We start from the raw sequence: 13,516 nt of genomic DNA, 5'->3' as shown, positions 1-13,516 counted from the left end.
CTGCACGCGCGAGGGTTCAATCGAACTGCCGGAAGTCCGGCTTGCGCTTCTCGAAGAACGCTTTCAACGCCTCACGCGCTTCCGGCGCCAGCAGCATCTTGCCGAAGTGCACGGCTTCGTCGGTGATCTGGGTTTGCACGTCGTGGTGGCTCGCGCGCTTCATCAAGCTCTTCGTCACACGCAACGACGAGGCCGGCAACGCGGCCAGTTTAGCGGCCTGCGAAGCCGCGAACGCGTCGACTTCGGCGGCGGGCAGCAGACGATTCACGAAGCCCATGCGTTGCGCTTCGCGCGCGTCGAAGGCTTCGCCCAGCAGCAGCTTTTCCGCCGCCGCCTGATAGCCGGCGACACGCTGCAACAGAAGGCTCGACGCCGCTTCCGGACATAACCCGAGTTGTGCGAACGGCAGCGAAAAGCTCGCCGTGTCCGCCGCATAGACCAGATCGCAGTGCAGCAGCAGCGTCGTGCCGATGCCGACCGCCGGCCCCGCCACCGACGCCACCACCGGCTTTTCCGCCGAACTGATCGCGCGCAGGAACCGGAACACCGGCGCGTCCTCGCCCGCCGGCGGCGCCTTCATGAAGTCCTCGAGATCGTTGCCGGCGCTGAAAATGCCCGCGCTGCCGCGAATCAGAATGACCCGCACCGCGGCATCGCCTTGCGCTTCGACGAACGCGTCGGCCATCGTCTGATACATCGCGGCCGTAATCGCGTTCTTCTTGTCGGGCCGGTTGAAGGCAATCGTGAGCACGCCGTCGGCACGCCCGATCAGAATATCCATCGTCATCTCCTCGTAGTCCTGCTGCGAATGTGAAAAACGGTTCGCAAGCCACGCAGCCTGCGAACCGTTCCGTTCATTACGGTCTTGATCGAGCCGATCTTACAGGCGCTCGATGATGCCCGCCGCGCCCATGCCGGTGCCGACGCACATCGTCACCATGCCGTACTTGTAGTTGCGGCGGCGCAGGCCATGCACGACCGTCGACGCCCGAATCGCGCCCGTCGCCCCAAGCGGATGACCCAAGGCGATTGCGCCGCCGAGCGGGTTGATCTTCGACGGATCGAGGCCGAGATCCTGAATCACCGCCAGTGATTGCGCGGCGAACGCTTCGTTCAGCTCGATCCAGTCGAGGTCGTCCTGCTTGAGACCCGCGGCCTTCAGCGCGGCCGGAATCGCTTCCTTCGGACCGATGCCCATGATTTCCGGCGGCACGCCGCGCACGGCGAAACTGACGAAGCGCGCCAGCGGCGTGAGATTGAACTGCTTGAGGATCTTTTCCGACACGACGATCAACGCGCCCGCGCCGTCCGAGGTTTGCGAGCTATTGCCCGCCGTCACCGAACCCTTGTTCGCGAACACCGTGCGCAGTTTGGCGAGACCTTCGAGCGACGTGTCCGCGCGCGGGCCTTCGTCGAGCGACGCTTCGCGCGTTTTCACGCGCACTTCGCCGCTGGCGAGATCGGGGAAACGCTCGGTGATCGTGTACGCGGCGATTTCGTCGTTGAATTCGCCGGCCTGCTGCGCGGCGATCGCGCGACGGTGCGATTCGACCGAGAACGCGTCCTGCGCCTCGCGGCTGATCTTCCAGCGCTCGGCGACCTTTTCGGCGGTAAGACCCATGCCGTAGGCAATGCCCACGTCCTCGTTGCGATCGAAGATATGCGGCGACAGCGACGGCTTGTTGCCCATCATCGGCACCATGCTCATCGACTCGCAGCCGCCCGCGACCATCGCGTCCGATTCGCCGACGCGAATGCGGTCGGCCGCCATCGCGAGCGCGGTCAGGCCCGACGCGCAGAAACGGTTCACCGTCACGCCGCCGACGGTGTTCGGCAGGCCGGCCAGCAACGCGCCGATCCGCGCGACGTTGAGCCCTTGTTCCGCTTCGGGAATCGCGCAGCCGACGATCGCGTCCTCGATCACGCTCGTGTCGAGGCCGGGCACTTGCGCCACGGCCGATCTGATCGCGTGCACGAGCAGTTCGTCCGGGCGCGTGTTCCTGAACATGCCGCGCGGCGCTTTACCGATCGGCGTGCGGCTCGCGGCGACGATGTAGGCGTCTTGCAATTGCTTCGTCATTTAAAGCTCCTTTGTCGACAGGAGTTAGCGCTTCAGCGCTTACTCCTGTCCCATGCAGTTCTATCGCGGTCGACGGAAGTTAGCGCTTTAGCGCTTACTTCCGTCCCATGCGGTTCTATCGCGGTCGACGGGAGTTGGCGCTTTAGCGCTTACTTCCGTCCCATGCAGTTTTATCGCGGTCGACAGGAGTTAGCGCTTTAGCGCTTACTTCCGTCCCATGCAGTTCTATCGCGGTCGGCAGGAGTTAGCACTTCAGCGCTGCCTCCGGTCGCATGCAGTCGTATCCCACTCGCTCAGTTACGCACCGGCTTGCCGGTTTGCAACATGCCCATGATCCGTTCCTGCGTCTTTTGCGTGCCGAGCAGATCGACGAACGCGCGACGTTCGAGTTGCAGCAGCCATTCCTCGTCGACCAGGCTGCCCGCTTCGACGTCGCCGCCGCACACCGCTTCCGCGATGCGGCTCGCGATCAGGAAATCGTGCTCGCTGATGAAGCGGCCGTCGCGCATGTTGACGAGCGATGCCTTGATGGTCGAGATCGCCGAGCGCCCCGCGACCGGCACTTGCGTGACGCGCAGCGGCGGACGGTAACCGGCCGCCGATAACGCGCGCGCCTCCTTCTTCGCGACGTCGAGCAGTTCGAAGACGTTGAAGACGATCGTGTCCGACGGCTTCAGATAGCCCATCGCGCGCGCGTCGAGCGCGGAGGCCGAGACCTTCGCCATCGCCGCGTTTTCGAACGATTTCTGCACGAACTTCAGCAGGTCGTTGGTCGCGCCCACTTGCGTCGCGGCTTCCGCCGCGCGCAGCGCCGCTTCCTTCAGGCCGCCGCCAGCAGGCACGAGGCCCACGCCGACTTCCACCAGGCCGATATAGCTTTCGATGTGCGCGACACGCTTCGCGCTATGCAGCACCAGTTCGCAGCCGCCGCCGAGCGCGATGCCCGACACCGCCGAGATGACCGGCACGCTCGCGTACTTCACGCGCAGCATGCCTTGCTGGAATTTCTTCACGAACGGCTCGATGCCCTTGGCGCCGCCCATCATGAACGCGGGCATCGCTTCTTCAAGGTTCGCGCCGGCGGAGAACGGGCCGCCCGGCGTGCCGAGTTTCAGCGACGTCGGCTGCCATACGACGAGACCCTTGTAGTCCTTTTCGGCGAGTTCAATTGCCTGCGTCAGACCGTCGATCACCGACGGTCCGATCGTGTTCATCTTGCTTTTGAACGACACGATCAGCACGTCGTTCTCGCCCGCGCGGTCGTCGACCCATGCGCGCACCGCATCGGTTTCGAACAGCGTCTTGCCGTAGGTCTTCGGATCAGCCAAGGTTTCGCCGACCAGCGGCGCGCGGAACACCTGCTTGTCGTACACCGACAGGGAAGAACGCGGCACGAACGTCTTCGAAGCCGGCGACCACGAACCTTCGTTCGCATGCACGCCGCCCTTTTCCGCGACCGGACCGTCCAGCACCCACGACGGCAACGGCGCATCCGACAGCGCCTTGCCGGCGGCGATGTCCTCCTGCACCCACTCGGCGACCTGCTTCCAGCCGGCTGTCTGCCAGCCTTCGAACGGGCCTTCGTTCCAGCCGAAGCCCCAACGGATCGCGAGATCGACGTCGCGCGCGTTGTCGGCGATCGATTCCAGATGCACGCCGATGTAGTGGAATACGTCACGGAAGATCGACCACAGGAATTGCGCCTGCGGATGTTCCGATTCGCGCAAGAGCTTCAGACGCTCCGCCGGCGGACGCTTCAGAATGCGGCCGACCAGTTCGTCCGCTTTCGCGCCGCCGTCGACGTACTCGCCCGTTTTCGGGTCGAGCACCTTGATGGCCCTGCCTTCCTTTTTATAGAAGCCGCCGCCGGTTTTCTGGCCGAGCGCGCCCTTCTTCACCAGTTCGGCCAGCACGGCGGGCGTTTCGTAGACCGGGAAGAACGGATCGTCCTTCAGGTTGTCCTGCATCGTCTTGATGACGTGCGCCATCGTGTCGAGACCGACCACGTCGGCGGTGCGAAACGTGGCGGACTTCGCGCGGCCGAGGCGCGCGCCCGTCAGGTCGTCCACCTCGTCGAAACGCAGGCCGAACTTCGCGGCTTCGGTCATCACCGCGAGGATCGAGAAAATGCCGACGCGGTTGGCGATGAAGTTCGGCGTGTCCTTGGCGCGCACGACGCCCTTGCCGACCACGCTCGTCAGGAACGATTCGAGTTGATCGAGGATTTCCGGGCGCGTCGTCGCGGTGGGAATCAGTTCGACCAGGTGCATGTAGCGCGGCGGATTGAAGAAGTGCACGCCGCAGAAGCGCGCCTTCAGTTCGTCCGCGAAACCTTGCGAGAGTTCGGTGATCGACAGGCCCGACGTGTTGGTCGCGAAGATCGCATTCGGCGCGATGTGCGGCGAGACCTTCTTGTACAGGTCGTGCTTCCAGTCCATGCGTTCGGCGATCGCTTCGATCACGAGGTCGCACTCTTCGAGTTTGGCGATATCGTCGTCGTAGTTGGCGGGCTGGATGTATTGCGCGTCGTCCTTCACGCCGAACGGCGCGGGCGACAGCTTCTTCAGATTTTCGATCGCCTTCAGGGCGATCGCGTTCTTCGGGCCTTCTTTTGCGGGCAGGTCGAACAGCAGCACGGGCACCTTGGCGTTGATCAGGTGCGCGGCGATCTGCGCGCCCATCACGCCGGCGCCGAGCACGGCTACCTTGCGAATGATCAGATTGCTCACGTCGTTCCTCCGGGGAGTTATGCGGTGTCGCGAATGTGTTTCGTCGCTTCGCGATGTGTGGCTGGCGGAGCGCCACGCTTGCATAGCGCGGCGCTTGCCGTGATGTGGGCTTAGAACAGCGCTTCGTCGACTTCCATCAGCGACTTCGAACCCGCGCGCGCCTGACGGATCGTCATTGCGGTTTCGGGCAGCAGCTTCGCGAAGTAAAAGCGTGCGGTGGCGAGCTTCGCCTTGTAGAACGGATCGCCGGATGCCTGCTTGTCCAGCGCGACGCGCGCCATGCGCGCCCAGAAGTACGCGAACACGAGATGGCCGACGGTGCGCAGATACGGCACGGCGGCCGCCCCGACTTCGTCCGGGTTCTGCATCGCCTTCATGCCGATTTCCATCGTCAGCTTCTGCACCTTTTCGCCGATGTCGGCGAGCGGGTTGATGAACTCCTGCATTTCCGGCTTCACGCCTTCCGCTTCGACGAATTCCGACACCAGCTTGCCGAACTTCTTCATCTTCGCGCCCATGTCGCCGAGGATCTTGCGGCCCAGCAGGTCCAGCGCCTGGATCGCGTTGGTGCCTTCGTAGATCATGTTGATGCGCGCATCGCGCACGTACTGCTCCATGCCCCACTCCGCGATGAAGCCGTGGCCGCCGTAGATCTGCATCGCGTGATTGGTGCTTTCGAACGCGTTGTCCGACAGAAACGCTTTCAGGATCGGCGTGAGCAGCGCGACGAGATCCGCGGCTTCCTTGCGCACCGCTTCGTCGCCGTGCGACAGCTCCTTGTCGATATGCAGCGCGGACCAGTACGAGAAGGCGCGCGCGGCTTCGGCGTAGGCCTTTTGCGTGAGCAGCATGCGGCGCACGTCCGGGTGGACGATGATCGGATCGGCGGCTTTTTCCGGCGCCTTCGGGCCGCTCAGCGAACGCATTTGCAGACGTTCTTTCGCATACGTCAGCGAGTTCTGATACGCGACTTCGGTCAGGCCCAGGCTCTGCATGCCGACCCCCAGACGCGCCGCGTTCATCATTACGAACATCGCGTTCAAGCCCTTGTTCGGCTCGCCGACCAGCCAGCCCTTCGCGTTGTCGAGATTGATCACGCAGGTCGCGTTGCCGTGAATGCCCATCTTGTGCTCGATGGAACCGCACTTCACGCCGTTGCGCTCGCCCGGCGCGCCCGCTTCGTTCGGGATGAACTTCGGCACGATGAAAAGCGAAATGCCCTTGGTGCCCGTGGGCGCATCCGGCAGACGCGCGAGCACCAGGTGAACGATGTTCTCGGCGAGATCGTGTTCGCCGCTGGAGATGAAAATCTTCGTGCCGCTGATCGCGTACGAGCCGTCGCTGTTCGGCTCGGCCTTGGTGCGCAGGATGCCGAGATCGGTGCCGCAATGCGGTTCGGTCAGACACATCGTGCCGGTCCAGACGCCCGCGACCAGCTTCGGCAGATAGCGCTGCTGCAACTCCGGCGTGCCGTGCGCGTGCAGACATTCGTATGCGCCGTGCGAAAGGCCGGGATACATCGTCCAGGCCTGGTTGGCCGAGTTCAGCATTTCATACAGCGCGTTGTTGACGAACGCGGGCAAACCCTGGCCGCCGTATTCAGGATCGCAGCCCAGTGCGGGCCAGCCCGCTTCCACGTACTGTCGATAAGCTTCCTTGAAGCCCTTCGGCGTGGTCACGACGCCGTCGCCGACATACGTGCAGCCTTCCTGATCGCCGCTGTGATTGAGCCGGAACAGCACTTCGGAGCAGAACTTGCCGGCTTCTTCGAGCACCGCGTTGATCGTGTCGGCATCGAGATCCGCGTGCTTCGGCATCTGCTTGATTTCGGCTTCGACGTTGAGCAGTTCGTGCAACACGAATTGCATGTCGCGCAGCGGCGCGGCGTACTGTCCCATGACTCTCTCCAAAGTTTGACAAGAAGCCAGGCTGTTAGCTGAGTCCGTGGTCGGATTCCGCGCCGCTGAATCCGCTGGGTCCGGTGGGTCCCGTCTGTCGGTTCGGCGGCGCTGCTAACGGCTTTCGCTTTGATACGAAACAATCAGTTTTTCCAGCGCGGCCCACGTGAGACGCACAGCGTCCGGCAAGTGCAGGAAGCGCGCGTCGTGATGCAGACCGAGCGTGAAGCTATACAGTTCGAACAGCATGAGCTGCGGATCGGTATCGGCACGCAGATGCCCTTCTTCCACCGCCTGCGAAATCGCGCGAGTGAGCGCCGCACGCCACATCGTCACGCTCGACACCAGTTGCTCGCGCACCGGGTTGTCCGCGCGGTCGTCGTATTCGACCGCGCCGCTGATGTAGATGCAGCCGGTCGTGACTTCCTGAATGCGCTTCTCGATCCAGCGGGAAATCATGGCGCGCAAGCGCGGCAAGCCACGCGGCTCGCGCAGGCTCGGGAAAAACACCTCGTCTTCGAAACGACGGTGATATTCGCGCACGACTTCGACCTGCAAATCCTCGCGCGACCCGAAATGCGCGAACACACCGCTTTTGCTCATCTGCATGCGCTCGGCCAGAAGCCCAATCGTCAGACCTTCGAGTCCGTCGCGGCTTGCCAGATCGAGTGCTGCTTCGAGAATCGCGGCTCGTGTTTGTTCGCCTTTTCGCATAGCTTCCCTACCGTTCTAATGTGACCGAAATAAAATCGAACGGCCGTACTATTATTGTGTGCGGCCGTCCGCGAAACAAGGACTTTATTAGAAACCGGTTTCTAACCTGGCTTCAATTCTGCGGCATCCGTCAATCAGTGGAATGAGATTTTTTAGAGGCGTTTGTCTTTTATTCTGTGCCGAACGGCTTGCAATGAAGGAAGGAGGGTGAGGCGGTCGGCAGACGCGGCGCTAATCGTACCCGCCTACCGTCAGCAGCTTCATCACTGCGCGGTAGGTCGTATAAGCGAGCCAGTTGAGCACGCGCTCGCCGGCCGGACGCGCGTCGTAACGTGCCTCGTCAATCCGGCGCGAATCCCTGAACGCGACGAGGATCGCTTCGCGCAAAGCCTCGATCGACGGATCGTTCACCAGCACCACGTTGGCTTCGTTGTTGAGCATCAGGCTCAACGCGTCGAGGTTCGACGACCCGACCGTTCCCCAGTTGGAATCCACCACGGCGACCTTGCCGTGCAGCATGGTCTTCTCGTACTCGGCGATCTGCACACCGGCCTTGAGCAACGCGCGGTACAGAAACGGCACCGCGTAATCGAGCGCCTTGAACTCCTTACGCCCGATGATGAGCTTTACCTCGACGCCGCGCCGCGCCGCCAGCACCAGCGCGCGCCGCAGCTTGCGCCCCGGCATGAAGTACGGATTGGCGAGCAGCACTTCGCTGCGCGCCTGGCCGATCGCGGTGAGATACGCCTTCTCGATGGCGCGGCGGTTGATCAGGTTGTCGCGCGCGACGAAGGCCACGCACGGTTGGCCGCCGGCCCACAGTGCCTCGTTACGGCGACGGCGGCGCCGGCGCAGACTGCCGAGCGACGCAGTGGTCTTGGGCCCGAGATCGGGCTCCAGGGATTCGATCGGACGATGCCCGAGGCGAATCCGCCGCCATTGCAGTTCGAACGCCTGACGGACGTCCGCGACCACCGGCCCGTGCAATTCGACCGCGAAGTCCCAGCGGCGGTAAGGCAGCGTTACGCCGTTGTTCTCGTAATCGTCGACGATGTTGATGCCGCCGCAATACGCGTACTGATCGTCGATCACCGCCAGCTTGCGGTGCGTGCGCGAAAAGCCGAAGCGGCCGAACAGATGCGGGTTGTAGATCCGATGGTCGATGCCGGCAACCGGCCACTCGTTGAACATCGGCAGCCGCGCGGTGCCGATGCCGTCGGTGATCGCGCGCACCTTCACGCCGCGCGAAGCCGCGCGCAGCAGCGCCGCGCTGACGGCCTGGCCGGCGTTGTCATCGCAGAAGATGTAGGTTTCCAGAACCACGTCGTCGCGCGCCGCGTCGATCCGTTCGACCAGTGCGGCGAAGAACTCGTCGCCGGAACGCAGCAGCTTGACGTCGTTGCCGCTCGTGAAGCGGTAGCGTTGCCAATAGCGGCGGCCGAGCAGCGATTGCCGCAGTCGAGCGAAACGGCGCGCGCCGCCGACGCTCACCGGCCGCGCTCCTTGGAGCGCCCATCAATGGGCGTGTCCGGCCGCTCACCAGACAGCGCGTCGAGCGAAGCATCGAGCCGCCGCCGGGCTTCGAGCCTGCTGGGCAACTGCAAGATCGCATCCGCATTCGACGACGAAAAACAGCGCGACGCCGCCTCCTCATACGGCAGCCACAGAAACGCCGTATGCTCGCGCGGCGCGAGCGTCACCTCTAGCTGCTCGGGCACCTCCACACTGAACCAATGCTCGGTGTTGTGGATCACGCCTTCGGCATAACGATGCCGGAACTCCGGGTAGATCTCGTATTCGATCGAATACTGCCAATCGAATAACGCGCTCGTCGGCACCAGCTTGCTGCCGACCACGATGCCGGTCTCTTCCGCGACCTCACGCGCCGCCGTCTCGATGAGCGGCTCGTCGAGCTGGTCTTTGGAACCCGTCACCGACTGCCAGAAACCCGCGTGGTCGGCGCGCTCGATCAGCAGCACGTCGAGCGAGGGCGTATGGATGATGACGAGCACGGATTGCGGAATCTTCGGCGGTTTCGGCATGGCGTGAAAACTGGGCGCAACGCTTGCGCGCTACATGTCGGCGAATGGTGCAGTGAGCGGTCGAAAGCCGTTGCATCGACTGTAACGCAAAAAACGAAAAAGGCGCATGGCGCCTTTTTCGTTTCGCTTTTTCATCCACCTCGGGCTGTCGTTTTCAGACAGCTTCGGCTTATGCCTTCGGTTCCGGCGTACGCAGACGGATATGCAACTCGCGCAACTGACGCTCGTCCACTTCGCTCGGCGCCTGCGTGAGCAGGCACTGCGCGCGTTGCGTTTTCGGGAATGCGATCACGTCGCGGATCGAATCGGCGCCGGCCATCATCGTGACGATGCGGTCGAGACCGAATGCGATACCGCCGTGCGGCGGCGCGCCGTATTGCAGCGCGTCCAGCAGGAAGCCGAACTTGGCTTGCGCCTCTTCCGCGCCGATCTTGAGCGCGCGGAACACCTGGCTCTGCACTTCCTCGCGATGGATACGCACCGACCCGCCGCCGATTTCCCAGCCGTTCAGCACCATGTCGTAGGCTTTCGCGAGGCAACGCGCCGGGTCCGTTTCCAGATACTCGAGATGCTCGTCCTTCGGGCTCGTGAACGGGTGATGCGCGGCGACGTAGCGGTTGTCTTCCTCGTCGTACTCGAACATCGGGAAGTCCACCACCCACAGCGGCTTCCAGCCCGACTCGACGAGACCGTTGGCCTTGCCGAATTCCGAATGACCGATTTTCAGACGCAACGCGCCCAGGCTGTCGTTCACCACCTTCGCGCGATCCGCCGCGAAGAAAATGATGTCGCCGTCTTGCGCGCCGGTGCGCTCGATGATGGCCTTGACCGCTTCGTCATGCAGGTTCTTGACGATCGGGCTTTGCAGACCGTCACGGCCCTTCGCCACTTCGTTGACCTTGATCCACGCGAGGCCCTTCGCGCCGTAGATGCGCACGAATTCCGTGTAGCTGTCGATATCGCCACGCGTGAGTTCACCGCCCTTCGGCACGCGGATCGCCGCGACGCGGCCGTCTTTGGTGTTGGCCGGCGTGCTGAACACCTTGAAGTCGACGTCGCGCACCGCATCGGTCAGGTCCGTGAATTCGAGCTTCACGCGCAGGTCCGGCTTGTCCGAGCCGAAGCGGCGCATCGCTTCCGAATACAGCATGACCGGGAATTTCACGTCCAGCGAGACACCGATCGTTTCCTTGAAGACGTGACGGATCATCGCCTCGAACAGGTCGCGAATTTCCTGTTCCGAGAGGAACGAGGTTTCGCAGTCGATCTGCGTGAATTCCGGCTGGCGGTCGGCGCGCAGGTCTTCGTCGCGGAAGCACTTGACGATCTGGTAGTAGCGGTCGAAGTTCGCCACCATCAAAAGCTGCTTGAACAGTTGCGGCGACTGCGGCAGCGCGAAGAACTGGCCCGGGTTGGTGCGCGACGGCACGAGGTAGTCGCGCGCGCCTTCCGGCGTGCTCTTGGTGAGCATCGGCGTTTCGATGTCGATGAAGCCTTGCGCGTCGAGATACTTGCGCACCTCAATCGCGACGCGATAACGCAGACGCAGGTTGTGCTGCATCTGCGGACGGCGCAGGTCGAGCACGCGATGCGTGAGACGCGTGGTTTCCGACAGGTTGTCGTCGTCGAGCTGGAACGGCGGCGTGATGGACGGGTTCAGCACGATCAGTTCGTGACACAGCACTTCGATCTTGCCGCTCTTGAGCGCGGCATTCGTCGTGCCTTCCGGACGGCTGCGCACCACGCCCTTGATCTGCAGACAGAATTCGTTGCGCACGCCTTCGGCCGCCTTGAACATCTCAGCGCGGTCCGGGTCGCAAACGACCTGGACGAGGCCTTCACGGTCGCGCAGGTCGATGAAGATGACGCCGCCGTGATCGCGGCGGCGGCTTACCCAGCCGCACAGCGAGACGGATTGGCCCAGCAGTTCTTCGGTCACCAGACCGCAGTATTCAGATCTCATCGACATGATGTTTGTCTTTCGTTTTGCATTGGTTGAACGGCGCGCCGCAGTTGGACCCTGCGTGAAACGCTGCGCGCCGGCATTACAGCGGAGGCTCGACTGTCGTGCGGCGCATCGGCGCCGGCGGCGCGGACGGCGCCACGACGCCCATCGAGACGATGTACTTGAGCGCGGCGTCGACCGTCATGTCGAGTTCGATCACTTCGCTCTTGGGCACCATCAGGAAGAAGCCGGACGTTGGATTCGGCGTGGTCGGCACATACACGCTGACGTGATCTTCTTTCAGGTGATTGGCCACGTCGCCGCCCGGAATGCCGGTCAGAAACGCGATCGTATAGGAGCCGCGGCGCGGATACTCGATCAGCAGAGCCTTGCGAAACGCGTTGCCGCTGCTCGACAGCAAGGTGTCCGACACCTGCTTGACGCTGGTGTAGATCGGCCCGACCACCGGAATGTGGGCGACCACGACTTCCCACCACTTCACGAGCTTCTGCCCGACGAAGTTTTGCGTCAACAAGCCGACGACAAAGATGAACGCCAGCGTGAGCACCGCGCCCAGGCCGGGCAGGCGAAAGCCGAATATGCGCTCGGGCTGCCACGCGCGCGGCAGGAGCAACAGCGTCTGGTCCATCGTGCCGATGATCAGGCCGAGCACCCACAGTGTGATAGCCAGAGGCACCAGCACCAGCAGGCCAGTCAGGAACACCGATTTGAGCGTCGTTTTTTTCGTCGTCATGTGTACCGCCAGAAAGCCGCGCGAGCCGGTAAACGGCGCGCGGCGTGTGCGCCGCTCGTTTGAGCGGCAGTCCCGCTAGGCGCTGCCGGCACCGCTCGTGGCGGCCGGTGCAGCAGCTGGCGCGGCAGGCGTTGCAGCCACGCTCGATGAACCGGCTGCGGCCGCGCCGTTGGCCGAAGCCGTGTCGGATTTGGCGCCGCCGCCATTCGCGGCTGCAGCGCTTTCTCCCGAGCCGCCATTCGAAGCGGCATTCGCGTCGGGTTTGGCAGGCGCGCCCGCGCCGCTATTGCCGCCGCGGAAATCGGTGACGTACCAGCCGGAGCCCTTCAACTGAAAGCCGGCCGCAGTCACCTGCTTGCGAAAGCTGTCTTTCCCGCATTCGGGACATTGCGTCAACTGGGGGTCGCTCATCTTCTGAAGCACGTCCTTCCCGAAGCCGCATGATTCGCAACGATAAGCGTAGATCGGCATGATCTTTTCCCTACTGAAATCTTGTAAACGCTTGCAAAGCCTTGAATTATAGCCGCAAACGATCTCCCCTCCCCGGATTTCGGGGCGGGCGATCGACGCGGCCGCCGTTGCGGCAGATGGGGGCGGCGGCCGCCGAATCAAGTGCGGTCCGAGCCGTTTTGGAGCCGTGCCGCGCCGCGCGAAAACGTTGACCGAGCCGCGCCGGAGTGCGGCGCGGCAGCCCTCAAGCCAGCCGACGCCAAGTGAGCCAGCGCTCACGTCCCGCAAAGACGGGAATCGAATCGTTCACGGCTTCATCTTCGATCAGTTCGAAATTGGGCGTGAGCAGTGCGTCCAACTCGTTACGCTCGATGCCGAACGGCGGTCCTTTCGGCGTCGATCCGATAAAGAAGAAACCGGCCAGCAGCGCGCCCGCAGGCAACAGTTCCGCTACCCGCTGCGCATAGTCGGCGCGGCGCGACGGCGGCAACGCGCACAGGAATGCGCGCTCGTAGATCCATGCGGGCGAAAACGGCGGCTCATAGACGAAGAAATCCGCCTGTTCGACGAGGTGCGCATGCTTGCCCAACTGCTCATGCGCGGCTGCGACCGCAGCGTGCGAAAAATCGATCGCCCGCACCGGGTTGCCGTGCTCGGCCAGCCAGAGCGCTTCGTAGGCGCTGCCGCAACCAGGGATCAGCACGGCCGCGCCGCTGTGACGAGCCGCGAACGACTGAAACGCGGACGGCACGCCACCTTGATCCCACGGTGTGTGGTGACGCTCGAAGCGCTCGTCCCAGAACTCCGGCGAGTTGGGGTCGCGGCTTGCAAAGTCGGGCGCGGAGGGTTGCGTTGGGTCGCTCATGGAATGCTCGCCTGAATGTAGACCTGGACCTGGATCGGC

11 protein-coding genes are annotated in these 13,516 nt (G+C 63.4%); all 11 read right to left on the bottom strand.

Annotated features, from left to right (window positions below; genetic code table 11):
• Positions 1 to 16: 16 nt before the first annotated feature.
• Complete coding sequence (locus CUJ90_RS02165) at positions 17 to 787, bottom strand: enoyl-CoA hydratase (protein ID WP_114161873.1); 771 nt, start codon at positions 785 to 787, stop codon at positions 17 to 19.
• A 93-nt stretch (positions 788 to 880) separates the two neighbouring features.
• Positions 881 to 2,080: an acetyl-CoA C-acyltransferase gene (locus tag CUJ90_RS02160; protein ID WP_114161872.1), complete on the bottom strand. Its 1,200-nt coding sequence runs from the start codon at positions 2,078 to 2,080 to the stop codon at positions 881 to 883.
• A 293-nt stretch (positions 2,081 to 2,373) separates the two neighbouring features.
• Positions 2,374 to 4,809 carry a 3-hydroxyacyl-CoA dehydrogenase/enoyl-CoA hydratase family protein gene (locus tag CUJ90_RS02155; RefSeq protein ID WP_114161871.1) on the bottom strand — a complete coding sequence of 812 codons (2,436 nt, stop codon included), beginning with the start codon at positions 4,807 to 4,809 and terminating at the stop codon, positions 2,374 to 2,376.
• Between the two features lie 110 nt (positions 4,810 to 4,919).
• Complete coding sequence (locus CUJ90_RS02150; protein ID WP_114161870.1) at positions 4,920 to 6,707, bottom strand: acyl-CoA dehydrogenase C-terminal domain-containing protein; 1,788 nt, start codon at positions 6,705 to 6,707, stop codon at positions 4,920 to 4,922.
• A 114-nt stretch (positions 6,708 to 6,821) separates the two neighbouring features.
• Positions 6,822 to 7,421 carry a TetR/AcrR family transcriptional regulator gene (locus CUJ90_RS02145; protein ID WP_073428277.1) on the bottom strand — a complete coding sequence of 200 codons (600 nt, stop codon included), beginning with the start codon at positions 7,419 to 7,421 and terminating at the stop codon, positions 6,822 to 6,824.
• Between the two features lie 231 nt (positions 7,422 to 7,652).
• Positions 7,653 to 8,912, bottom strand: coding sequence for a cardiolipin synthase ClsB (clsB, locus tag CUJ90_RS02140; RefSeq protein WP_073428278.1), 1,260 nt, complete (start codon positions 8,910 to 8,912; stop codon positions 7,653 to 7,655).
• Positions 8,909 to 9,463, bottom strand: a complete 555-nt coding sequence (gene nudB, locus CUJ90_RS02135) for a dihydroneopterin triphosphate diphosphatase (protein ID WP_114161869.1) — start codon at positions 9,461 to 9,463, stop codon at positions 8,909 to 8,911. The genes clsB and nudB overlap by 4 nt, the downstream gene beginning before the upstream one ends.
• A gap of 169 nt (positions 9,464 to 9,632) precedes the next feature.
• On the bottom strand, positions 9,633 to 11,432 hold the full coding sequence (gene aspS, locus CUJ90_RS02130) for an aspartate--tRNA ligase (protein WP_114161868.1): 1,800 nt from the start codon (positions 11,430 to 11,432) through the stop codon (positions 9,633 to 9,635).
• A gap of 76 nt (positions 11,433 to 11,508) precedes the next feature.
• On the bottom strand, positions 11,509 to 12,162 hold the full coding sequence (locus CUJ90_RS02125) for a DUF502 domain-containing protein (protein ID WP_073428281.1): 654 nt from the start codon (positions 12,160 to 12,162) through the stop codon (positions 11,509 to 11,511).
• Between the two features lie 75 nt (positions 12,163 to 12,237).
• Positions 12,238 to 12,633: an FmdB family zinc ribbon protein gene (locus CUJ90_RS02120; RefSeq protein ID WP_083084632.1), complete on the bottom strand. Its 396-nt coding sequence runs from the start codon at positions 12,631 to 12,633 to the stop codon at positions 12,238 to 12,240.
• A gap of 223 nt (positions 12,634 to 12,856) precedes the next feature.
• Positions 12,857 to 13,477 carry a class I SAM-dependent methyltransferase gene (locus CUJ90_RS02115; protein WP_073428283.1) on the bottom strand — a complete coding sequence of 207 codons (621 nt, stop codon included), beginning with the start codon at positions 13,475 to 13,477 and terminating at the stop codon, positions 12,857 to 12,859.
• Positions 13,478 to 13,516: the final 39 nt, after the last annotated feature.

The organism is Paraburkholderia terricola, from assembly GCF_003330825.1.
GTDB classification, from domain to species: Bacteria; Pseudomonadota; Gammaproteobacteria; order Burkholderiales; family Burkholderiaceae; genus Paraburkholderia; species Paraburkholderia terricola.
Note: the sequence above shows the minus strand (reverse complement) of the source record. Positions and strands in the feature narration are given on the sequence as shown.